This window comes from Collinsella sp. AM10-26 (assembly GCF_003472525.1).
In the GTDB taxonomy this organism is placed as follows: Bacteria; Actinomycetota; Coriobacteriia; order Coriobacteriales; family Coriobacteriaceae; genus Collinsella.
The window spans coordinates 15,529-38,420 of sequence record NZ_QRMC01000003.1 but is presented as its reverse complement, the minus strand read 5'-3'; the positions used below and the strand labels follow the sequence as shown (position 1 = coordinate 38,420).

Genomic DNA, 22,892 nt, shown 5'->3' with positions numbered 1-22,892 from the left:
ACCATCCACACGGCGCGTTCATTCTACCTGCACTTCTAATTACAGTCCAAAAAAGCCAAGGATTTGATCGCGGCTTACGGGCTTGTAGTCATTGGCGTCGAGGCCCACATCGTAGCGGTAAATGGGGCGCTCGCGATCGCGGTTGCGCGCGTTGGTGCGGTCTCCCCTGCTGTGGATATGCCCGTGCAGCATGATGGCGCCACGCGCCTTGCCATTCCAGCTAAGCATGGGGTAGTGGCTCATAACCAGACGATGGCCCTTGGCATAGCCGGGGGCAATCTCCAGATAATCACGCACGTCTTCCCAAATTTGCGGCACGTCGGGATCTTCCCAATCGCCGTCATGGTTACCACGGATGAGCGTCACGTTTTGGCAGGCAATACGCTCGCGCAGGCGCACCGCCTCCGCCAGGGGCAAACGATAGGTAAAGTCACCCAGAATGTAGAGACGGTCATCCACAGCCACGCACTCATTGATGGCATCGATGACCTTGCGATTCATCTCCTCGACCGAATCAAACGGTCGATCCATGTCGTGCAAGATATTCGTATCGCCCAAGTGCAGGTCGGCGGTAAACCACATCATCGTCTATGCCCTCATTTCGCAACGTGTTCAACTCGTGCTAAGTATACAGACGTAGCGATACAGCGGTTATCCAAAGAGCCCGCCGAACAGTCCGCGGCGGCGCTTGTCTTGCTTTTTCGAAGCGTCACTCTGAGTTTTCTTGTCCTGCCGTTTCCTACGGTCCTGTTCCAACTCACCGTCATCGAGTAGCATATCCCACTCAAACGGATCATCTGTCAGATCGAACAGGTCATCGTCATCAAACATGGCAGCCTCCATTGCCGACTAGCGAGCATCCACCACATAGAGCCCAACGCGTACCTGATGCCACGGGCTGCGCTCGGGGGCAACCTGTTGCACGCGGGCCTCAAATACGTCCTCGTGGCCGTAATACATCATCAAGGACAGCGGGCCGACCTCGTTTCCCGGAACATAGCCAAGCTTGGTGTTGCCGTAGTAGATTGCAACCGCCTCGGGGTCATGGGGATTATCGCGCTCGGCGCACAGCGTCAGCTTATCGCCCGCTTTAAGATCGCCTAGGACCAAAGCGCCGTCGGCATATTGAAATCCCGCGATATGAAACGACAGAAGCACACGTAAAGGCTCGTACATGGCAACTCCTCTAACGGCCGGATAAACCAGCGTTTGACCTTATCGAGAAGTCTACGGGCCCGTGCGGACATAAATTCATCCTTATCTGATTCTAATGCACAAACATGCGCACGAATTTGTGTTTCCAGCTTGCGTAGGGCGCATACCGAAACGGCACGTCCAGCCAGGTTGCCTTGTTCACGATGCTCTTCTTGTGGCTAAACGTATCGAAGCTCTCGCGGCCATGGTACTGCCCCATGCCGCTCGCGCCCATGCCGCCAAAGCCCATATGGCTCGTGGCCAGGTGCATGATCGTATCGTTAATGCAGCCGCCGCCAAAGGGCACGTAGCGCACAAAGCGCTGCTGAACCGCACGGTCCTGACTAAAGACGTACAGGGCCAGCGGCGTCGGGCGATTCGCGATGAACGCCTCGACCTCATCCAGGCTCTCAAACGTCAGCACCGGCAAGATGGGGCCGAAAATCTCCTCCTGCATTACGGCGTCATCGGGGGTCACGCCATCCAGAATCGTCGGCTCAATCTTGAGCGACATCTCGCGCGCCGCGCCACCAAGCACAACCTTATCGGGATCGATCAGCCCGCGCACGCGCGCAAAGTGCTTGGCGTTGACGATATGGCCGTAATCCTCGTTGTCGAGCGGATGCTCGCCAAACATACGGCGGACTTCCTCCTTGATAAGGCCCAGCAGCTCGTCGTGCACGCGTCTATCGACCAGCAGGTAGTCGGGCGCCACGCAGGTCTGCCCCACGTTGAGCCATTTTCCAAAGGCGATACGCCGTGCCGCGACCTTCAAGTTTGCCGTTGCATCTACGATGCAGGGACTCTTCCCACCCAGCTCGAGCGTCACGGGCGTAAGGTTTTTACTTGCCCGCTCCATGACGAGTTTGCCGACCGGAACGCTACCGGTAAAGAAAATCTTGTCCCAGCACTCATCGAGCAGCGCTTCGTTCTCGGCGCGCCCGCCCTCGACAACCGTTACCAGGCGCGGATCAAATGCCTCTTCGCAGATTTGCTTGAGCACCGCGCTCGAAGCCGGGGCATAGGCGCTCGGCTTGATGACCACGGTATTGCCCGCGGCAAGGGCGCCGGCAAGCGGCTCGAGCGTCAACAAAAACGGATAGTTCCAAGGAGCCATGATGAGCGTAACGCCATAGGGCACGGCCTGCGTCTTGCACACACTCACGGCGTTGTCGAGGTCACACGGGCGCAGGCGCGGGCGACTCCATCGAGCCACGTGCGCAATCTGATGACGAATCTCGGAAAGCGACGTGCCGATCTCGCACATATATGCCTCGTCGTGCGACTTGCCCAAATCGGTCTTGAGCGCATGGGCAATATTGGCCTCGTGCGCCTGTACCGCATCACGCAAGCTCACGAGCGCGCGACGGCGAGCATCGACATCAAACGTGGCATGCGTCTTAAAATAGGCGCGCTGATCGGCAACGATGCGCGCGATTTCCTCGGTGTTCATGGGCCCTCCTAGTTCTCGCCCTCAAACATACCACCCGCTACGACCTCGTACATACGCTCGAGCTCCAAACGGTCCATCAAAAGTGGAACGGGGTATAGCGGATTAGCCTCGGCATCGGCATGCATTGCCATTTCGGGAATGTCGGAGCGGCGAATGCCTGTCACATATTTGGGGATACCCAGGGCAACGTTCATGCGGTCGACCCAATCGATAAAGGCCTCGGCCGCAAGACCGTCCTGCGCGGTAGCCGGCGCAATGTCCGCCATGCGGGCAAGATCGGCGAGCTTGGGGGCGGCGGCGTCACCATAAGCGCGAAGCATATGCGGCAGGATGATGGCGTTGGCCAGGCCATGCGGAATCCCGTATCGTCCGCCCAGGCTGTGTGCAATGGCATGAACGTATCCAACGTAGGAGCGCGTAAACGCAACGCCCGCCTTATACGCTGCAGAAAGCATATTGCGGCGCGCACGCATGTTGTCGCCGTGCTCATAGGCCTCGAGCAAATAATCGTGGATGAGCTGTACCGCCTGACGCGCCATCTTGCGCGTATAGGGCGTGGTGCTGCGGCCGATAAAGGCCTCGACGGCATGCGTCAGGGCATCCATACCCGTTTGTCCCGTAATGGAGGCGGGCAGGCCGCGCGTAAACTCGGGGTCGTACACCGCAAAGCGCGGGATAAGCACAAAGTCGTTAATGGGGTACTTGTAGTGCGTCTTGTCATCGGTAATGACCGCTGCGAGCGTGACCTCGCTACCCGTACCCGCCGTAGTGGGGACGGCGATGAGCGGCGGCAGGCGACGATGAACGCGCAGCAGGCCACGCATCTTGTTGATGGGCTTGTTTGGCTGTGCGATGCGTGCGCCCACACCCTTGGCACAGTCCATGGCCGAGCCGCCGCCAAAGCCGATAACGGCCTGGCAGGCGTTCTCCCGATACAGGGACGCCGCTTCCTCCACGTTTGAGACCGTAGGGTTTGCCGATGTTTTGGCATAGATCGCAACGCCGATTCCCTTGGACGCGAGCGCCGTCTCGAGCGGTGCCGTAAGCCCCAGACGGGCAATACCGGGATCCGTCACGATAAGAACCCGCTGTATCGAGCGTTTTTGAAGCACCGCGGGGACATCCTCGGCATGCTCCAGAATATGCGGCTCGGTATAGGGCAGCACCGGCAATGCGATACGAAAAACCATCTGATACGTTCGGCACCAGGCGCGACGGGCTAGATGCATAAAGGAAGCTCCTTCATTTGTTGATGGGTCAACATTTGCTCGACCGATTGTACTCATCGGAGGTCTCGGGCGGCCTGCCAATCGTTAATCAATCAACATCTTCACAAGCTCAAATTTTTATTAAAAATCATTCCTAATAGGCTTCACATTCGGTTGCATTTATGGATAATAGAACTCGTCAAGACGCGCGTCCGGAGAGGGCCCTTACGGGACCGGACGAGCGCTCCATCGCCATCGATCGAAAGGATCGAATCATGAAGTTTGTTTGCCCCGTTTGCGGTTATGTGGAAGAGTTCGACGGCGACCAGCTGCCCGAGGATTTCAAATGCCCCCAGTGCGGCGTTCCCGGTTCTCGTTTCCTGAAGCAGGAGGAGGGCCAGCTCGAGTGGGCTGCCGAGCACGTCGTGGGCGTCGCCAAGATGGAGGGTGTCTCCGAGGATATCGTTGCTGACCTGCGCGCCAACTTTGAGGGCGAGTGCTCCGAGGTCGGTATGTACCTGGCGATGGCTCGCGTCGCTCATCGCGAGGGCTATCCCGAGATCGGCCTGTACTGGGAGAAGGCTGCGCACGAGGAGGCCGAGCATGCCGCCAAGTTCGCTGAGCTCCTGGGCGAGGTCGTGACCGACTCCACCAAGAAGAACCTCGAGATGCGCGTTGAGGCCGAGAACGGCGCCACCGCCGGAAAGACCGATCTTGCCAAGCGCGCCAAGGCCGCTGGCCTCGATGCCATCCACGACACCGTGCACGAGATGGCTCGCGACGAGGCTCGCCACGGCAAGGCTTTCGCCGGCCTGCTCAAGCGCTACTTTGGCTAAGCCAATCGCCTGAGAGATAATCTCTAGCTCGATAAGGCCCGGACCGCATGGTTCGGGCCTTTTTCGTGTCTTACGAACCAGTTAACGTCCCAAAAATAGGGCCACCTTTGACATCGGCTTTGCGTCAAAAACTAAGTGAGTAGACTTTTTGGGACTTGTCGAGCAGACCACCCGTATTGCATTATAAAACCGCAGGTAGATAGCTTGCCGCAAAACAATCTGGTCGCCATCACGCTAAAAGTCTACTCACTTAGATTAGCAGCCGTCCACGATCGGGCCTTTTTGTATCTAACGGGCATCTTTTTGTCGATTTCTCCCAGTTTTGACCAGTCAACGAATAGCTCAGACCGGAGTAACGCCTCGGCCCCTTGCTCCTCCGAGCTTTTATCGCGATATTCAACATCGAGCAACCTGCATACGGCCTTAACGATCGCGCGGAATCTATCCTCATCGGATATCTGTCCGTGTGTCAGGAGAAATACATCGTAGCCCATTGCCTGAAGCGCCGTCATGCGGTCGGCGTCACGCAAACCATCCCCGGCTCGCCCGTGCGAGCCCTTTCCTTGGCATTCAATGGCCACCTGTCGCTCTCCGTCCGGCGAAGACAGAAGTAGGTCAATGTATACGCGGGACTTTCCTACAATCGCCCGAGCACTTGCGCTTAGCGCCACTTCGACATTGAGCTCTATGCCGCAAAAACCTTCGCCTCCCAGTGATCGTGGCAACCCAAGCAACAAATACGTCTCAACCTCAAAAGGCGATGCGGCGCCCAGTGGAACGAGATGCGATACCGCGACAAATCGCTTGCCGTAACGCATCCCACAAACATCTGAACAAAAACGGTCAAGATCTCCGTCCAAAACCAAAGCGTCGCGCCGCCACATATTTGAGGCGGCACCGTCCTCGGACGGGCAACGTGCCCAACCAAAGGTTGCCGGAATCGCGCCCGACTCAATTGCACGCGAAAGCTCTGCCTCGAGTGCTGCTGGCAAGGCACAAACCGTAAACAAGCCGCGCATCTCCGCTAATACCAAAAGCAGCTGGAGATCCGTCAGATGCCGCGACATGATGAATGCCGTCAGCAAAGGAGATGTGACCAAAAACCCATGTTCCGTTTCCAGCACGGATTCCCTAGGAAGCTCACCAAGGAACAGCCGTTGCCTAACGCTGGCAGGACAAGTCCGCTTATTTCTCGTCCCAACCAATGTATGCAACGGCAAGCCGAGCACGACCGCAGCAGTCGGGTTACGGGCGAGGCCATATCGCTGCCGGTCTTCTTCCGGTCGTGGAAGTGGCGGACACAAAGCGAGGGCTTGAGGAGGCAAACGCCAGTACCTAAAAGCCGATATGTCACAAAGTAGATCCTTCATAGGCACAGGAAAACACGAATTTCAACCCAGCCAGTCTCGCATTGGCGCGAACGCACCAAAAATGGCACCGAGCGGACCGCTAAGTTTTCAACAGCCCTCCCCAACTGACCAATAGCTTGCCAAGAACTGGACGAAGCCCTGTTGAAAACCTTTTTTTCTTATGGAGAAGCTTTGCGCGGCAAGTGAGTAGACTTTTTGGAACATCCCGAGCAGGCCGGTCATCCTGCTTTTCAAAACCGCAGGTAGATAGCTTGTTACAAAACTGCCTGGTCGCCAAAGAGCTAAAGGTCTACTCACTTAGGCTAGAGGGCACCCCCATTAGCTGCGATTCCAGGGTACTAAGCGCATTTGAACTCAAGTCGTCATACTGGACAAGGATTCGAGTCGAGCTTTCAGGGACAGATGCGCCATCGGCACACCAAAAGCAGTCACTGATATCGATAAAAGGGATACTCGAGCGCGTGAGGGCCAGCGTAAAAGAGCTTCCGCCCGCGCCACGCTCCGCAACCACGATGCAGTAAAGACCCGCATCCGCATGTTCGATCGAGACCTCCCCCGCCGGAAACGTCTTCCGTACAAGCGCCGCCAGGCCATCACGCGCCTCGCGAGCACGAACACGCACGCGGTTCACATGTCGCTCGTAATCACCCGAATCCAGCAAGCGCGCTAAAGTGACCTGGTCAACAGAGCTCACCGACGAGGCATAAAAACCAAGGTCGCGCCCGAACCGCTCCATCAGGTCATCGGGCAGGACCATATACGCCAAACGCAACGCCGAGGAAAGGCTCTTCGAAAACGTGTTGGTGTAGATAACCGACTGAGCGGCATCGATCGACGCGAGCGCGGGAATCGGCTTGCCAGCAAGGCGAAACTCGCAATCGAAGTCATCTTCGATGAGATACCGGTCTGGCCGCTCGGCAGCCCAGCTCAGCAGCGCATAGCGACGCGCGATGCTCGTCACAAGGCCGGTCGGATACTGATGGGACGGCATCAGGTGAAGGACATCTGTTCCGGTTTTCTGCAAAGCGCTCAAGTCCACGCCCTCACCATCCAGCGGGATATGGCGAACTTCGCAACCCATAGCCTGATAGATGCGTGTCAGACGCAAATAACCCGGATCCTCGACGGCATACACCTTGTCCGCGCCAAGCAACTGAACCAACATGGTATCGAGCAGCTGGGCGCCCGCACCGATAACAATGTTGTCGGGATTAACATTCATGCCCCGTGTCCCGCGCAGATGGCGAGCGATTGCGCGTCGTAGCCGAGCGGTGCCCTGCGCTGGTGCGGGCGAAAAGATCTCGCGTTCGTCTTCGGATGTCAGCGTTGCCCGTAGCGCGCCTTGCCAAAGCCTAGCCGCCTCCAAAGCGGAAGGAGAAAGCGCATCGAATCGCTCGATCTGTCCATCGGCGTCATGCGCCCCGGGGTCCATAGAGACAGTATCCCGGTCGATATCCTCTGTAACCAAAGCCAAAACCGGTGCATCCGGAAGCTCGCACGCATAGTAGCCGCGACGCGGCTTTGAGCGAATATAACCCTCGGCAAGCAGCTGACTATATGCATTCTCGATGGTAATGACACTGATTCCCAGATGACTGGCAAAGGCGCGCTTAGACGGCAGATGCTCCCCCGCCGCAATGCGTCCAGCAACGATATCATCTCGAATTTGCTGGTAAACATACTCATAGAGCGACGCTTCGCCGCGTTGTTCCAAATTGTAGTCAAGCATGAGTCTATCATCTGACCTTATCGAGTCATTCAATCTGGTATTAGTCTGACCTTGTTATTATCTCGAAAACTGAGTATTTCGCCATACCCAGCTCCCCGATAGGATATTCCGTCAAGCAATGCACATGCCAATCAAGGGAGCGACCATGGCAGAACAGACCAGCAAGGCCGATCGCGTCAAACTCAACCGCGAGCTCGCGCAGATGCTCAAGGGCGGCGTCATCATGGACGTTACCACGCCCGAGCAGGCCCGCATCGCCGAGAAGGCAGGCGCCTGCGCCGTCATGGCTCTCGAGCGCATCCCGGCCGACATCCGCGCCGCCGGCGGCGTGTCGCGCATGAGTGACCCCAAGATGATCGAGGGCATTCAGGAGGCCGTCTCCATCCCCGTCATGGCAAAGTGCCGCATCGGTCACATCGTCGAGGCGCAGGTCCTTCAGGCCATCGAGATCGATTACATCGATGAGTCCGAGGTTCTCTCCCCCGCCGACGATGTCTACCACATCGACAAGACCCAGTTTGACGTGCCGTTTGTCTGCGGCGCCCGCGATCTGGGCGAGGCGCTGCGCCGTGTTGCCGAGGGCGCCACGATGATTCGCACCAAGGGCGAGCCGGGCACGGGCGACGTGGTCCAGGCCGTGCGCCACATGCGCAAGATCCAAAAGCAGATCCGTGACGTTGTCGCCCTGCGTGACGACGAGCTCTTTGAGGCAGCCAAGCAACTGCAGGTTCCGGTCGAGCTGGTGCGCGATATCCATGCCACGGGTAAGCTTCCCGTGGTGAACTTTGCTGCTGGCGGTGTAGCAACCCCTGCCGACGCCGCGCTGATGATGCAGTTGGGCGCCGAAGGCGTCTTTGTCGGATCGGGCATCTTTAAGAGCGGCGACCCGGCCAAGCGCGCCGCCGCCATCGTCAAGGCCGTGGCCAACTTCACCGACGCCAAGCTCATCGCTGAGCTTTCGGAGGATCTAGGCGAGGCCATGGTCGGCATCAACGCCGACGAGATCGAGATCATCATGGAGGAGCGCGGACGCTAGTCCGGTAGAAAGGATCGCACATGAGCGATTACGCAGAACAGACGGTCGCCGTGCTGGCGGTCCAAGGTGCTTTTGTCGAGCACGAGGCAAGGCTGTCCGAGCTGGGCGCACGTTGTATTGAGCTGAGGCAGGCGGCTGATTTGAAGCAGGACTTTGACCGTCTGGTACTTCCCGGCGGCGAGTCTACCGTTCAAGGGAAGCTGCTTGATGAGTTGGGCATGCTCGAGGAGCTTCGCGCCCGTATCGCCAAAGGCATGCCCGTCCTGGGCACCTGCGCCGGCCTGATTCTGCTGGCTCACGACCTTGCCACCCACGACGATAAGGGGACGCCGCGCTTGGCAACCATGGATGTGCTCGTTGAGCGTAATGCTTACGGCAGGCAGCTCGGCAGCTTTCGAACCAAGGGGCAGATAGCCGGCATCGACGGTGAAGTGCCGCTGACGTTTATCCGCGCGCCCCGCATCGTCGAGGTCCACGGCGACGCCAAGGCCTTAGCGAAAGTCGACGGGCGCATCGTCGCCGCCCGCCAGGGCAACCAGCTCGGCGTAACCTTCCACCCCGAACTCGACGAAGACACCCGCCTCCACGAACTGTTCCTACAAATGTAGGCGGAGTAGAAACGAGCGTGGATTTTCGGACACACAACAAATGAGAGTGGATAATCTCCCACTTTGAGTTTGAATACAGGCTCAAACCGGGAGATTATCCACTCTCATGCTATGTAGTCGTTGGGGACGTTCTTAAACAACTAGTCAAACAAGAACGTCCAGCAACCACAAGGAGTGTCCCCAAGTGCCAGCAGAAAAGGAACGTCCCCAAGTGCCGGAAATAAGCTACCCAACAGATCATTTTGGCAACAGCAATTACGCTGATGTTTCGGAAACGCCAGCGAGCGCCGCCCAGGGCGAACAAGTTGGCATGAAAAAGGCAAGGCATAGACCTTCTGGTCATGCCTTGCTTTTTGAATGACAAATTGTCGCCCTGGGTGGCGCGTAGCGTCAACTAGTTACGCGGTTCGTAGAACCGCGTAACCCCTAAAAGCGGTTGCCGCGGAAGCCGCCGCCGTTGCGGCCGCCACGATCGCCACCGCGGCCGCCACGGTCGTTACCACGGTTGCCGCCGAAGCCGCCACGGTTGCCACCGCGGTCGCCATAGCCACCACGGTTGCCGCCAAAGCCGCCGCGACCGCCACGGTCGCCGCCGCGGTCACCAAAGCCGCCACGGCCGCCGCGATCGCCACCGCGACCGCCACGGTCACCACCACGGCCACCGCGCTCGCCAAAGCCGCCGCGGCCGCCACGGTCGCCGCCACGGCCACCACGATCGTCACGGCCACCGCGAGGACCGCGGTCCTCGTCCAGGCCCATGGCGACGAGCGGAGCGATAACCTTATCGAGAGCGGCCATCAGCTCGGTGGCCTCCTCGTAAGAAAGCTCGGGCAGGAGCTTCTCCTTCTTATTGGCAAGCTCGACCAGGCCCTCAGCGGCATCCTCGGCAGCGAAGACAACGATCTTGCGCATATCGCCCTCGGCGTCGTCGATGCGGCCGACCAGATCGGCAGCCTCGGCCTCGGCCATCAGGCCATCGAGCTCGCGAAGGCGCATGCCCAGCAGATCGGACATTTCCTTCTGCTCCATCTTGGGCTTGAGGTCAAGAAGCTTGATGGCGCGCTCGATGTTCGCCATGCGCTCGGCCTTGGCCTCCTCCTCCTTGGAAATAGCAAAGCGACGGCTACGCAGCAGGCGGGCGGCCTTCTGCATCTTGTCCATCAGCTCTTCGTCATCGTAATCAGTGGCGGCCTCGACAACCTCGGCCTCCTCCTCGGCGGAAACCTCGTCAGCAGCCTCAACCTCGGCAGCTTCGGTCTCCACGGTCTCGACTGCCTCAACCTCGGCAGCCATGGTCTCGTTCTCGGTCTCGTTCATGATCTCTTCGTTCTCGGACATGAGACTCCTTCTTGGCCCTCTCGGGCATCATCGCCCCATTCGCGGGGCCCGTCGCGCACTCTTTGCGCTTTAAACATTCATGCCTCTCGGCAAAACGTCCATTAGTTTATGGTGTCGCCATCCAATCTAGCTGCAGAATCTATGTGCACACATTAATGCGACATGTCGCGGTATCATGGCCTGAACCAAACGCATCCACCTTAAGGAGCCCGCCATGATTAAGCCCATCATGAAATCCGAGTTCTTTTTGCGCCTGCCTTCCGAAGACGCGGGGCCCGACGACGCCGCGACCGGGCAGGATCTTCTGGACACGCTGCACGAACACGAGCACGAGTGCGTGGGCCTTGCCGCCAACATGATCGGCGTACGCAAGCGCATCATCTGCGTAAAGGACGACAACAGGGCGCTGCTGATGTACAACCCTCAAATTCTTGAGAAGGTCAACGCCTACCAGACGAGTGAAGGATGTCTTTCGCTCGTCGGCGAGCGTCCCTGCACTCGTTATCGCCGCATTAAGGTGGAATATCTGGACGAGAGCTTTGTCCACCGCATCAAAAACTTCTCGGGCTACACCGCCGAGATCATCCAACACGAAATCGACCACTGCCAAGGAATCGTTATATAGTTCCGCCAATTCAAGAAGGCTCCCTGCAGCCAAGCAACTGCAGGGAGCCTTTCATAGTGCGGAACTTCTATCCCACTAGCTCTGGCGGTAGTGATCGAAGAAGTCGGCGAGGTCCTCGAGCGACTCCTTTAGTACTTCCATGCGCGGCAGGTACACGATGCGGAAGTGGTCGGGCTCGGCCCAGTTAAAGCCGCCGCCGCGCGTGATCAGGATCTTCTTCTCGTGCAGCAGGTCAAGGGCAAACTGCTCGTCATCGGTGATGTTGAACTTCTTAACATCCATCTTGGGGAAGATGTAGAACGCCGCACGCGGCTTGACCACCGAGATGCCGTCAATCTTGTTGAGCGCCTCATACACAAAGTTGCGCTGCTCGTAGACACGGCCGCCGGGACGGATGTAGTCGTTGACGGACTGATGTCCACCGAGTGCCGTCTGAACGATCGATTGAGCCGGCACGTTGGAGCACAGGCGCATGTTGGAGAGCATGTTGATGCCCATGATGAAGTCGCTCATGCAGCGCTGGTTGCCCGAAAGCACCATCCAACCGATGCGATAGCCTGCAATCATGTGCGACTTGGACAGGCCGCTAAACGTAACGCAGGGCAGGTCGGGGGCAAGCGATGCAATGGAGACGTGCTCGTAGCCGTCCATGCACAGACGGTCGTAGATCTCATCAGCAAAGATCATCAGCTGATGCCTGCGTGCAATCTCGACGATGCCCTCGAGCACCTCGCGCGGATAGACGGAACCCGTGGGGTTGTTGGGGTTGATGATCACGAGGGCTTTGGTCGCGCTCGTGATCTTGGACTCCATATCCTCCAGATCGGGATACCAATCCGCCTGCTCGTCGCACAGATAGTGCACGGGATGTCCGCCGGCAAGAGTTGCGCACGCCGTCCACAGCGGGTAATCGGGGCTGGGAATCAGGATCTCGTCGCCGTTATCGAGCAGTGCGTTCATCGAAAGCTGAATGAGCTCGGACACGCCGTTGCCCGTGTAGATGTGCTCCATCTGAACATTGGGCAGGCCCTTGATCTGCGAGTACTGCATGATCGCCTTGCGCGCGGAGAACAGGCCGCGCGAGTTGGAATAGCCTTCGCAGTCGGGCAGCTGCTGGCGCATGTCCTTAATGACCTCGTCGGGCGTGCGAAAACCAAAGGGCGCGGGGTTGCCGATATTGAGCTTGAGAATGCGCTCGCCCTCGTCCTCCATACGGGCGGCCTCGTCAACGACGGGACCGCGCACGTCATAGAGGACGTTGTCGAGCTTGCTGGATTTAGAAAAAGTACGCATGGTGGCGCTCCTTGCAATTTGAGCCGAGGGGTTGGGTTCGGGTTTGGAAACGTTGCGGGGCGATGATGTCTCGCCTTGATCGGCGTCACTGGCGAGCAGCCAGGTAACATCGACCTCCAAAATACGGGCGAGCAGCTCTGCCACATCGCGCCGCGGAATCGTCTTGCCGCTCACATATTGGCTCATCTGACTCTTGCCGAGTTTTTTGCCGAGCATCTCCGATGCGCGGATCACGTCCGACTGGCGAACGTCGCGATCGGACATAGCCTGTCGCAGGCGATCGCTAAACGTCTCTTGGGCCACTAGAACCTCCTTGCTGGCAAAGTTCAATTTGTAGAACACGAATTGAACCTGAGTTCAATTTAGGCAGCAGTATAACGCCGTGCTATTTCGAAAAGTTCAATTTCAAAAATAAAATGAGCCAAACCTCGAGATTTATCCCAAGGCGATAACGACGTGCGCTCGTTTAGAGGTATTCGAGGAAACGAGCGGCGGCAAGCGAAACATCGGCCGTGCGATATATCGCATTGATCAGCCGATGAGGATGTCCCTCGAGCGGACGCACGGCAACATCGAACTGGCAGCGGCGCAAGATGAGCGCCGGAAGAATGCTCACACCCAGACCGTCCTCGACCATGGCCATAATCGCATAGTCATCCCAGGTTGACAGCTTCGAGCGCACCGCCAGGCCCGCACGACGGAACAGTGGCGTAATCTCATCGTCACTGCCACGTTCCAGCAGAATAAACTGCTCGTTGGCCAAATCAGCAAGAGAAACGGCCTTTGCAGTGGCAAGTGAAGAGTTTGCCGGCACCACCGCCATCAGCTCATCTTGCACCAACGCCCGCGATGTCATGCCGTTTCCTCGGGGCTCACGCGGAATAAAGCCCAGGTCGCAGCGCCCTTCCGCCACCCATTGCTCAATCTCCGAGTAATCGCCCATCAGCAACTCATAATCGACGTCCGGGTGATCGGCACGAAAGCGCGCAATCACCGGCGGCAGCACATGGGTCGCCACACTCGAAAACGTACCGATGCAGATTTTGCCGCGCATGAGCCCACGCATCTCATCCACCCGTCGCTGCAAACGAACAAATTCCTCGCATAACGCCTCGACCGCCGGCATAACTTGCCGCCCATCGGCAGAAAGCACTACGCCCTCGCGGCTTCTATCGAGCACTTTAAAGCCCCAGTCTGCCTCAAGATCGGCCACCATACGGCTCACGCCCGACTGCGAATAGCTCAGCCGCTCGGCGGCGCGCGTAAAACTGCCGGCGCGCACGGTCTCGAGCAGCACCTGCATCTTTTGAATATTCGTTTCCACGGCACCCCTCCACCTTTACATGAGTTTTTGTCATGTTATCCATGCATTATATTCGCTTTTCTTCTATAGCCACCTCACCCATAGTGAACATGTTCGGATATAAAGGGGACGGAAGCACATGAACAACGGACTGTTTACGTACTTAGCAGCATTGCTATTGTTTGGCTCCAACGGCATCATCGCCGCTGCCATCGCGCTGCCGAGCTCCGATATCGTGCTGCTGCGCACCTTTCTGGGAGCCCTCTCGCTTGTCACCATCCTCGTTATCACCCAACGCCATAAGCTGCAGGCGCCATCTCGTCCCCGCGAAGCCGCAGCACTCCTTCTCTCGGGAGCCGCGCTGGGCGCCAGCTGGATTTTTCTGTTCCGCGCCTACCAGACGATCGGCGTCGGCGTATCCTCGCTGCTGTACTACTGCGGCCCCATCATCGTCATGGCCCTCTCGCCGTTTATCTTTGGCGAAAAACTGACCGGCAGCAAAATCGCCGGCTTTATCGCCGTCGCCTGCGGCGCTTTTCTCATTGCAGCGCAAGGTCTCGGCGGCAACATGCCCATTGCGGGCATCGTCTGCGGCATCGCCTCGGCATTTTGCTATGCGCTGATGGTCATCGCTAGCAAGGGTGCGCCACACATCGAGGGTCTCGAGAACTCCGCGCTCCAGTTGAGCGCCGCCTTTGTGACCGCGCTGGTCCTTACGCTCGTCACCCAAGGCGCTCCCTCGTTTTTCTCCCCCGGCATCGCCGCAGGCATCGATTGGCGCGCCGTCGCTATGCTCGGCGTCGTCAACACCGGCATCGGTTGCCTGCTCTACTTTAGCGCCGTCGCCAAGCTGCCCGTGCAGACCGTCGCGGTTGTCGGCTACCTCGAGCCGCTCTCGGCCGTCGTGTTCTCCGCCGTCCTTTTGGGTGAAGTCATAACGCCAGTCCGCCTGATGGGCGCCGCACTTATCATCGGCGGCGCGATTTTTTGCGAACTCGCTGGCAAGCGCGCAAGCGCCAAGGCCGGTATCGCCCAGACAGTACGCGCTTAAAAGCCCCTGTTTTGAAATGCTACCTGCGTACATAAATAATCCCCAGCTGGGGATTATTGTCTAAAAATACCCGATGTGCCAAACTGCTCTTGTATGTATAAAGACGGCATAAAAGTTATCTGCTCAGGACAGATAACCGGATGTCTAAGGGAGTCCACGTGGCACACAACAAGTTGGAGGCAAGCCTCCAAGACCAGCATAGTCAGGGCGGGCATGGCGCCATCCCCCTCTCCGCTGGCATGTTGCTCGTAACGCTCGGCGTCGTCTATGGCGACATCGGCACGAGCCCCATGTACACCATGAAGTCAATCGTCGCCAACAACGGCGGCATCGGTACCGTCAGCGAGGACATGATCCTGGGCGCGCTTTCGCTCGTCATCTGGACCATGACGCTCGTGACCACGGTCAAGTACGTGGTAATCGCCATGAAGGCCGACAACCACAACGAAGGCGGCATCTTCGCCCTGTTCAGCCTCGTACGCAAGGTGGCACCATGGCTGATTCTGCCCGCCATGATCGGCGGCGCGGCACTGCTTGCCGACGGCATCCTCACCCCCGCCGTCACGGTCACCACAGCCATCGAGGGTCTGCGCACCATCGAATGGGGCCATGCGCTGCTGGGCGACGGCCAGACCAACGTCATCATCATCACCATCATCATTATCTGCGGCCTATTTGCCATGCAGCGCGCCGGTACCTCGTCAATCGGCAAGCTCTTCGGCCCGCTCATGACGCTGTGGTTCCTGTTCCTGGCAGGCGCCGGTCTGTTCAACATGCTCGGCAACCTGTCCATCTTGCGCGCGCTCAACCCCATCCGCGGCATTATGTTCCTGTTCTCGCCCATCAACCATTCGGGCATTATGGTGCTCGGCTTTGTCTTCCTGTCGACAACCGGTGCCGAGGCACTCTACTCGGACATGGGCCACGTGGGCAAGGCAAACATCTATGCATCCTGGCCATTTGTTAAGGCGGCCCTTATCCTCAACTATCTGGGTCAGGGAGCTTGGCTACTCGCCAATAACTCCAACCCCCAGATGCTCGCGATGGATATCGTCAACCCGTTCTATATGATGCTCCCCGAGCCCCTACGCCCCTTTGCCATCGTGCTTTCGGCCGTGGCGGCCATCATCGCCTCACAGGCGCTCATCACCGGCTCGTTCTCGCTGGTATCCGAGGCAACGCGCCTCAACCTTATGCCGCATCTGCGCATCCACTACCCCAGCGACACCAAGGGCCAGCTCTATATTCCGCTCGTCAACAAACTCATGTGGGTCGGCTGCATCTTTATCGTGCTGCTGTTCCAGAACTCCGAGCGCATGGAAAGCGCCTATGGCCTCGCCATCACCGTGACCATGCTCATGACCACGACGCTTTTGACGAGCTATATCGCCGGCATTCTCAAGCACAAGCTGGGTGCCTGCGTCTTCGCCCTGCTCTTCGGTGCCATTGAGCTGTGCTTCTTCGCCTCGTGCCTTACCATGTTCTTTGACGGCGGCTATGTGATGATCTTCCTGGCCTCGCTGCTGTTTGGCCTTATGTATGTGTGGCGCCGCGGCACCGCCATCGAGCGCACGCAGACGATCCTGCTGCCGGTCTCCAAGTACATCGATCAGCTCAACCGCCTGCGCAACGACGAGACCTATCCCGTGCTCGCCGACAACCTGGTGTTCCTCACCAACAGCCCCGATCCGCTCACACTCGACCGCGACGTGCTCTATTCCATCCTGGACAAACATCCCAAGCGCGCCAAGGCATACTGGTTCATTAACGTGCATGTCACCGATGAGCCCTATACGCACGAGTATTCCGTCGAGACCTTTGGCACGGACTTTTTGTTCCGCGTGCGCCTGGACCTGGGCTTTAAGGTCAACCAGCGCATTAATGCCTACCTGCGCCAGATCGTTGGCGACCTGATGGCATCGGGCGAGCTGCCGCCGCAGCACCACACCTACTCCATCTATGAGACGCGCGGCAACGTGGGCGACTTCCGTTTTTGCATGCTGCGCAAGATGCTCGCCCCCGAAACGGACATCAACCGCAACGACCACCGCGTGATGGCCATCAAGTACGCCGTCCGCCGCGCCTGCGGAAGCCCGGCACGCTGGTACGGTCTTGAGAACTCGGCCATCATCATCGAGTACGTGCCGCTGTTTGCCCGCATGCGCCCGGCCGTTAAGCTCGTGCGCACCCAGGTGCCGCTCGAGGTTCAGATCGAAGAGGCCGAGGAAATGGAAGTCGACATCTTCTCGGACGACTTGGTCAACGGCAACGAGGCCGGTAGGGACATGAACGTCGATCCCACCGAGCTGCTCGAGAGCGTCGCCGATACGCCCGAACAGCAACAGCTCGACGGTCTTGAGAACGAACAACTCAACGACGCCAACTTCTAGCGACGTCACAAATCAACGACAGCGGCCCTGCACCTCACGAGAGACGCAGGGCCGCTTTGCATTGCAGTAAAGCTAACGGCTACGAACGACGCGGCTCGGGAACCACGAGCCTATCGGGGCTCGCGCCCTCGGCATCCATCAGGCTCACGTAGCGAATCGACGGATCCTCATACATCGCATAGTAATAATTGCCCGTGCGCGCGCTAAAGCATCCGGTGTAGATAGTCTTCTCGAACTTGCCATCGCCCATCCTGGACGCCCCCTCAATCATCACCACGCCCTCGAGTGAGCGGAACATGCGGACGACGTTTTCGGCCTCGCTCTCCTTTTGCGGGTAATTGGCATTGAGGTACGCCGCCTTTACAAAACGGCTCGGCGAATAGCAGTCACCGGGAATGCCGCGCATGCCGGCACCCGCGCCATAGGGTTTGAGCTCGGCGCCACGCCATGTCGCCGTCTGCGGAAAATCGCTTGTGGCTGTGATATAGGTGCGCAGGTTTTCCATGTGCCACGGGAAGGTCGGCTGGTTGGCAAGGGTGTCGACCGGATCGTCGTATACATGCAGGCCGTCAGCCATCATCTCGACCACGATGCTGCGCTGGCTGTCGCCGATAATCCAATGGAGCAGCGACACGCCCAGCCCCTCTCCGGCAGATTTGGCGACAATCACCGTGTCGCGCAGCGCGGCCTCGACCTCATCGACCGTCGAGAACGTCGCTGCCACCCACAGGGGAAACTCATAGGCCGCGATATTGGTCTTTCCATCAACCGGGCCCTCGGCATACTCGGCATAGCCGGGGAAGTTAAGCCCCGCCACAGCCAGACCCGCATCGTTACCACAGTCGAAAAACATGGGATAGTTCTTGTAATCGATGCACATGCCGATTACCGCGTGTGCCGCCGACGCATCGTCGATAAACGAATACGGAATGTGAAACCCGCGCGGCATCACACGAACCTGTTGGCCGTAGTCAAAGCTCCAGTCGAGGTTGCGGCCTAGATACATGTGGCCAGAATTATCGGTAAATCGAATGCTCGTGCACATAGCGCCTCCTAGCTCAATGTTCTTACTAGGCTCATTGTCACCAAACAAAGGAGCGCTAAACAAAAAGTCCGGACATGACAACAATGTCATACCCGGACTTTACAAGCAAGATAGACCCAACCAAGTCAACCCCGCAGGTCGTCTAAGGGGTCAAAGTGCCGCAGATTGCCACGAAAGAGGAGCGAAGCGTACTTAAGGTACGCGAGCGACGATTGAGCGGCAAGGTGCGGTGCTTTGGTCCCCTTAGACCAACTTGCCAAGACAGTGATCAATCATGTGTTGGATCATCTGTGCCTCAAAACCTGCGTAGTCGCGGCGGCACTCCTTCATCTTGCCGTCGACGATCTGGTCAAAGGCAACCTTGCACTTGATGTAGCGCGTGGACTTGGTGATCTCGTCGTGCGTCAGGCAGCTCTCCTCCATCTTGCTGGCGCCCAGGCCAAACACCAGACGGGGGTTGTAGAGCACGTGGGGCTCGCCGGCATCGTCCAGATAGACGCAGACCTTCTTGGTGACGCCAATCTGGTTGGCGGCAAGGCAGCCGGCATCCTCGAGCGACTTAATGGTATCGATCAGGTCCTGTGCGACCGACTCGTCCTCGACAGTCGCAACCTCGCAGCGCTGGGACAGGATGACCTCGTCGCGGCAGAGCTCTTTAATCATACGTTCCTCCAAAGAGTTCGTTGTAACCGCTTAAGTATACGGTACCTACACATTTTCATACGAAAAATACCGCACGTCTGCCCCCAAAGCGCCGAACATCAACATGCGAGGAACACTAACTATAAAAAGGCGATATAGTAAGGAAGTTCGTGTCAATCGGCCTAAACTCGGGGCCGAACAAGGAAAGGGTATGCATGGACGAACTTTTTCACGTCAGTGAGCGCAAGTCCACAATCGGGACCGAACTTCGCGCTGGACTGACAACATTCCTGGCGATGGCCTACATCATCGCCGTCAACCCCGCGGTGCTCTCGGGCGCCGGCATCGATGCGGGAGCGCTCGCCTGCGCCACTTGTCTGGGCGCCGGCATCATGACCATCTGCATGGGCATCTTCGCCAACCGCCCGCTCGCCTGCGCGTCGGGTCTGGGCATCAACGCCATGATTGCGGGCATCACCACCACCATGTGCGGCGGTGACTGGCACGTGGCCATGAGCGTTATCTTCCTCGAGGGTGTCGTCATCTTGCTGCTCGTCCTTTGCGGCCTGCGCGAGGCCATTATGGACGCCATCCCCGTGGTCCTGCGCCACGCCATCTCGGTTGGTCTGGGCATGTTCATCGCCATGATCGGCCTGTGCGATGCCGGCATCATCACCGCTGGCGCCGGTACGCTTGTCGGCCTGGGCGACATCACCTCCCCCACCTTTATCGTCGGCATCATCTCCATCGTCGTGACGGTTGCCCTGGCTTCCCGCAACGTGCCGGGCTCGCTGCTCATCGGCATCATCGTCGCCGTTATCGCCGGTATCCCGCTGGGCGTCACCCATGCGCCCGAGGGCCTTATCGCCCCGCTCGACTTCTCGACCTTTGGCGCCCCGTTTGCCAGCACCGCCGACGGCAACATGGCCATCGTGAAGGTTCTGACCGACCCGATGCTGCTCGTCGTTGCCTTCTCGCTGCTCATGAGTGACTTCTTCGACACCATGGGCACCGCGATGGCCGTCGCCAAGCAGGGCGAGTTCCTAACCGAAGACGGCAATGTCGAGGACATCCGCCCCATCCTGGTCGTTGACTCTGTGGCCGCCGCTGCCGGTGGCTTTATGGGCGTCTCCTCCATCACCACCTTCGTCGAGTCCACCTCCGGCGCTGCCGACGGTGGCCGCACGGGCCTCACCTCCGTCACCACCGGCGTGTTGTTCATCCTCGCCGCGTTCTTCTCCCCCGTCGTCTCCATCGTTTCCAGTGCCGCCACCTGCGGCGCCCTGGTCTACGTCGGCTACCTCATGATGAGCGAGGTCTCCGAGATCGACTGGTCCGACGTGTCGCAGGGCTTCCCGGCGTTCATGATTGTCGCCGGCGTGCCCTTCACCTACTCCATCTCTGCCGGCATTGGCCTGGGCTTTATCGCCTACGTGGTCGTCGCGCTCTTTAAGGGCGAGGCCTCCAAGATCAAGCCGCTCATGTGGATCGCAGCCCTTGCCTTCCTCGTCTACTTCTTCGTGGCGTAACGGCATAGTCTGCTAACGCAAAACAACAAGGCGCGGAGTCGCATCGAGCGGCTCCGCGCCTTTCTTTTAGCGTCTGCCCCCGTGCCGGCGTGCGACAATTGAGGCTGTCAATATCACAACACCGAGAGAAGCCTGCCTTGGAAGCGCATCATAAGCAGATAGCCGTTTATTCAGAGTGTGTGGAAGGCGCGCCCGTCATCTACCTCCCCGTTGTCATGGGCGACGGTAGTGAAGTCTACAAGCGCTGCCGAGAGCTCGACTGCCCGCCGTTCACCCTTGTCGTCATTGGAGGGCTCGATTGGAATCGCGAGCTGAGCCCCTGGGCATGCGACGGAGCTATACGAGATGCCGAGCCCTTTGGCGGACAGGCTGCTGGTTTTCTTGACGAGTTGTTGAAGCAGATAATCCCCCAGGCCGAATCATCGCTCCCGCAACCGCCCGCCTGGCGCGGCGTTGCCGGCTACTCGTTGGCGGGTCTTTTTGCACTGTGGGCACTTTGGCAAACAGATGTCTTTGAGCGCGCGGCGAGTGCATCGGGGTCGCTGTGGTTCCCCGGCTTTATCGACTACGCGCGCGAGCGCACGATGACAGCTACGCCCGACGCCACCTATCTGTCGCTCGGTAAAAAGGAAACCAAGACGCCCAACCGCATGATGCGGCACGTACTCGACGATACGCGCGCGATGGAAGAGCTGTTTATCGAGCGCGACATTCCAACAACGCTGGAGCTCAACCCCGGCAATCACTTTGCCCAAACTGACCTGCGCATGGCACGCGGCATCCACTGGATACTGACGCATTAAAATGGTGCCCACGCGTACATACGCATGGGCACCATATCTTGTTTTAGCTGAACGCAGCTGCTACTTAACAGCCTCCTCAAGCTCAGAAGTATCGAACTCAAAATCATTGCCGGGCAGAATCGCATTGAGCACGATACCCACCAGCGAGCCCACGGCAAGACCGGAAAGCGAAATCGTCACGCCGCCCAGCTCCAGCACGATGGCGCCGGCGGTGCTGTACGCAATACCGAGCGAAAGCACAAGCACCAGAGCGGCCACCAGCACGTTGCGGTTGTTCTGGAAATCGACCTGGTTCTCGATGAGGTTACGGACGCCCACAGCGCTGATCATGCCGTAGAGCACGAGCGACACGCCGCCGATAACGCATGCCGGCATGGCTGCGATGACCGCAGCGAACTTGGGGCAGAACGAAAGCACGATGGCGCAACACGCGGCAATGCGGATCACGCGCGGGTCGAACACGCGCGTCAGGGCGAGCACGCCGGTGTTCTCGCCATAGGTGGTGTTGGCCGGAGCGCCAAAGAGCGAAGCCAGAATCGTGGCAAGGCCGTCACCGAGCAGCGTGCGATGCAGACCAGGATCGGCGATGTAGTTACGCTCGCAAGTGGAGCCGATAGCCGAGATGTCACCGATATGCTCGATCATGGTCGCAAAGGCCAGCGGCATAATGGTAATGATGGCCGTCGTGGCAAGGCCGCTATCGAACTGCGGGCCAAAGAGCGCAAACACGGTGTTGTCCCACACGATGGGCAGACCGACCCACGGAGCGGCGGCAACGCCCGAAAAATCGACCTCACCCAACGCAGCCGCGACGGTATAGCTCACCACGACGCCCAGCAGGATCGGCACGATCTTGACCATGCCGCGGCCCCAAATATTGCAGATGACGATGACGGCCACAGCGACAACGGCAACAAGCCAATTAGTCTGGCAGTTGGCGATAGCAGAGCTTGCCAAGATCAGGCCGATGGAAATGACGATGGGGCCGGTCACCACCGGCGGAAAGAAGCGCATGACACGCTTGGCGCCAAATGCGCGGAACAGCGCTGCCAGCACCGGATAGAGCAGACCGGCGCAGGCAACGCCCAGGCAGGCGTAGGGCAAAAACTCGGCCTCGCCGTTGGGCGCAATTGCGGCATAACCGGCAATAAAGGCAAACGATGAGCCCAAAAATGCCGGCACCTTACCGCGCGATAGGAAGTGGAACAGTAGCGTGCCCAAGCCAGCAAACAAAAGCGTTGCCGACACCGAGAGACCGGTGAGCACGGGCACCAGCACCGTGGCGCCAAACATGGCAAACAGGTGTTGCAGACCGAGCAGGAACATGCGCGGGCGGCCGAGCGACAATGCGTCGTAGATGGCATCGCTAACGGCGGGCGTCGAGGACTGGGACATTGATGTCCTTTCGAATGGAAGGGCGATCGGGCATATCGGATAAA

The 22,892-nt window shown here is 58.6% G+C and carries 22 protein-coding genes; 9 read left to right on the top strand and 13 right to left on the bottom strand.

Features of this window, described 5'->3' with window-relative positions:
* Nucleotides 1-39: 39 nt before the first annotated feature.
* The 5 genes from DW123_RS03170 to DW123_RS03150 all read right to left on the bottom strand — a co-directional run bounded on the left by DW123_RS03170 (nucleotide 40) and on the right by DW123_RS03150 (nucleotide 3,837).
* Nucleotides 40-585 carry a metallophosphoesterase gene (locus tag DW123_RS03170; RefSeq protein ID WP_117794346.1) on the bottom strand — a complete coding sequence of 182 codons (546 nt, stop codon included), beginning with the start codon at nucleotides 583-585 and terminating at the stop codon, nucleotides 40-42.
* Between the two features lie 66 nt (nucleotides 586-651).
* Entirely contained in the window at nucleotides 652-831 is a 180-nt protein-coding gene (locus DW123_RS03165; protein WP_117743394.1) for a hypothetical protein, read from the bottom strand.
* An 18-nt stretch (nucleotides 832-849) separates the two neighbouring features.
* Entirely contained in the window at nucleotides 850-1,176 is a 327-nt protein-coding gene (locus tag DW123_RS03160) for an HIRAN domain-containing protein (RefSeq protein WP_117743393.1), read from the bottom strand.
* 91 nt (nucleotides 1,177-1,267) lie between these two features.
* On the bottom strand, nucleotides 1,268-2,647 hold the full coding sequence (locus DW123_RS03155) for an aldehyde dehydrogenase (protein ID WP_118273561.1): 1,380 nt from the start codon (nucleotides 2,645-2,647) through the stop codon (nucleotides 1,268-1,270).
* 8 nt (nucleotides 2,648-2,655) lie between these two features.
* Nucleotides 2,656-3,837 carry an iron-containing alcohol dehydrogenase gene (locus DW123_RS03150; protein WP_233542436.1) on the bottom strand — a complete coding sequence of 394 codons (1,182 nt, stop codon included), beginning with the start codon at nucleotides 3,835-3,837 and terminating at the stop codon, nucleotides 2,656-2,658.
* Between the two features lie 290 nt (nucleotides 3,838-4,127).
* On the opposite strand from DW123_RS03150, the gene DW123_RS03145 reads away from it, so the two are divergent.
* On the top strand, nucleotides 4,128-4,691 hold the full coding sequence (locus tag DW123_RS03145; protein ID WP_070097113.1) for a ferritin family protein: 564 nt from the start codon (nucleotides 4,128-4,130) through the stop codon (nucleotides 4,689-4,691).
* 242 nt (nucleotides 4,692-4,933) lie between these two features.
* Here DW123_RS03145 and DW123_RS03140 read toward each other — a convergent pair whose 3' ends face one another.
* Together DW123_RS03140 and DW123_RS03135 are read right to left on the bottom strand one after the other, a co-directional pair.
* The gene (locus DW123_RS03140; RefSeq protein ID WP_118273563.1) at nucleotides 4,934-5,815 is read right to left on the bottom strand and encodes a hypothetical protein; all 882 of its coding nucleotides are present in this window, start codon (nucleotides 5,813-5,815) and stop codon (nucleotides 4,934-4,936) included.
* Between the two features lie 535 nt (nucleotides 5,816-6,350).
* The gene (locus DW123_RS03135; RefSeq protein WP_118273564.1) at nucleotides 6,351-7,790 is read right to left on the bottom strand and encodes a PLP-dependent aminotransferase family protein; all 1,440 of its coding nucleotides are present in this window, start codon (nucleotides 7,788-7,790) and stop codon (nucleotides 6,351-6,353) included.
* 145 nt (nucleotides 7,791-7,935) lie between these two features.
* On the opposite strand from DW123_RS03135, the gene pdxS reads away from it, so the two are divergent.
* The 3 genes from pdxS to DW123_RS09555 all read left to right on the top strand — a co-directional run bounded on the left by pdxS (nucleotide 7,936) and on the right by DW123_RS09555 (nucleotide 9,795).
* Nucleotides 7,936-8,826, top strand: a complete 891-nt coding sequence (pdxS, locus tag DW123_RS03130) for a pyridoxal 5'-phosphate synthase lyase subunit PdxS (protein WP_118273565.1) — start codon at nucleotides 7,936-7,938, stop codon at nucleotides 8,824-8,826.
* Between the two features lie 20 nt (nucleotides 8,827-8,846).
* Nucleotides 8,847-9,434, top strand: a complete 588-nt coding sequence (gene pdxT, locus DW123_RS03125) for a pyridoxal 5'-phosphate synthase glutaminase subunit PdxT (protein ID WP_118273566.1) — start codon at nucleotides 8,847-8,849, stop codon at nucleotides 9,432-9,434.
* Between the two features lie 184 nt (nucleotides 9,435-9,618).
* Nucleotides 9,619-9,795: a hypothetical protein gene (locus tag DW123_RS09555; RefSeq protein WP_158570846.1), complete on the top strand. Its 177-nt coding sequence runs from the start codon at nucleotides 9,619-9,621 to the stop codon at nucleotides 9,793-9,795.
* A gap of 65 nt (nucleotides 9,796-9,860) precedes the next feature.
* Here the strand turns inward: DW123_RS09555 and DW123_RS03120 are convergent, their stop codons facing one another.
* Nucleotides 9,861-10,772, bottom strand: coding sequence for a hypothetical protein (locus DW123_RS03120; protein WP_118295709.1), 912 nt, complete (start codon nucleotides 10,770-10,772; stop codon nucleotides 9,861-9,863).
* Between the two features lie 214 nt (nucleotides 10,773-10,986).
* Between DW123_RS03120 and DW123_RS03115 the strand changes: the two genes are divergently transcribed.
* Nucleotides 10,987-11,397 (top strand): peptide deformylase, encoded by a 411-nt coding sequence (locus tag DW123_RS03115; protein ID WP_117734541.1) that lies wholly within the window; start codon nucleotides 10,987-10,989, stop codon nucleotides 11,395-11,397.
* 75 nt (nucleotides 11,398-11,472) lie between these two features.
* On the opposite strand, the gene DW123_RS03110 is transcribed toward DW123_RS03115, so the two are convergent.
* Together DW123_RS03110 and DW123_RS03105 are read right to left on the bottom strand one after the other, a co-directional pair.
* A complete protein-coding gene (locus tag DW123_RS03110; protein ID WP_117734733.1) occupies nucleotides 11,473-12,954 on the bottom strand; it encodes an aminotransferase class I/II-fold pyridoxal phosphate-dependent enzyme in 1,482 nt (493 codons plus the stop codon).
* Nucleotides 12,955-13,156: 202 nt separating this feature from the next.
* A complete protein-coding gene (locus tag DW123_RS03105) occupies nucleotides 13,157-14,014 on the bottom strand; it encodes a LysR family transcriptional regulator (protein ID WP_117734542.1) in 858 nt (285 codons plus the stop codon).
* Between the two features lie 118 nt (nucleotides 14,015-14,132).
* Between DW123_RS03105 and DW123_RS03100 the strand changes: the two genes are divergently transcribed.
* Complete coding sequence (locus DW123_RS03100; RefSeq protein WP_117734543.1) at nucleotides 14,133-15,044, top strand: DMT family transporter; 912 nt, start codon at nucleotides 14,133-14,135, stop codon at nucleotides 15,042-15,044.
* Nucleotides 15,045-15,184: 140 nt separating this feature from the next.
* Nucleotides 15,185-17,434, top strand: a complete 2,250-nt coding sequence (locus DW123_RS03095; protein ID WP_118273567.1) for a KUP/HAK/KT family potassium transporter — start codon at nucleotides 15,185-15,187, stop codon at nucleotides 17,432-17,434.
* A gap of 79 nt (nucleotides 17,435-17,513) precedes the next feature.
* Here DW123_RS03095 and bsh read toward each other — a convergent pair whose 3' ends face one another.
* Both bsh and DW123_RS03085 read right to left on the bottom strand, forming a co-directional pair.
* Nucleotides 17,514-18,479 (bottom strand): choloylglycine hydrolase, encoded by a 966-nt coding sequence (gene bsh / locus DW123_RS03090; protein ID WP_117743292.1) that lies wholly within the window; start codon nucleotides 18,477-18,479, stop codon nucleotides 17,514-17,516.
* Nucleotides 18,480-18,722: 243 nt separating this feature from the next.
* The gene (locus tag DW123_RS03085; protein WP_117734546.1) at nucleotides 18,723-19,142 is read right to left on the bottom strand and encodes a peptide deformylase; all 420 of its coding nucleotides are present in this window, start codon (nucleotides 19,140-19,142) and stop codon (nucleotides 18,723-18,725) included.
* Nucleotides 19,143-19,336: 194 nt separating this feature from the next.
* Between DW123_RS03085 and DW123_RS03080 the strand changes: the two genes are divergently transcribed.
* Nucleotides 19,337-20,650: an NCS2 family permease gene (locus DW123_RS03080; RefSeq protein WP_117734547.1), complete on the top strand. Its 1,314-nt coding sequence runs from the start codon at nucleotides 19,337-19,339 to the stop codon at nucleotides 20,648-20,650.
* 137 nt (nucleotides 20,651-20,787) lie between these two features.
* Nucleotides 20,788-21,453, top strand: coding sequence for an alpha/beta hydrolase (locus tag DW123_RS03075; protein WP_147351607.1), 666 nt, complete (start codon nucleotides 20,788-20,790; stop codon nucleotides 21,451-21,453).
* 60 nt (nucleotides 21,454-21,513) lie between these two features.
* Here DW123_RS03075 and DW123_RS03070 read toward each other — a convergent pair whose 3' ends face one another.
* On the bottom strand, nucleotides 21,514-22,848 hold the full coding sequence (locus DW123_RS03070) for a uracil-xanthine permease family protein (protein WP_118273569.1): 1,335 nt from the start codon (nucleotides 22,846-22,848) through the stop codon (nucleotides 21,514-21,516).
* Nucleotides 22,849-22,892: the final 44 nt, after the last annotated feature.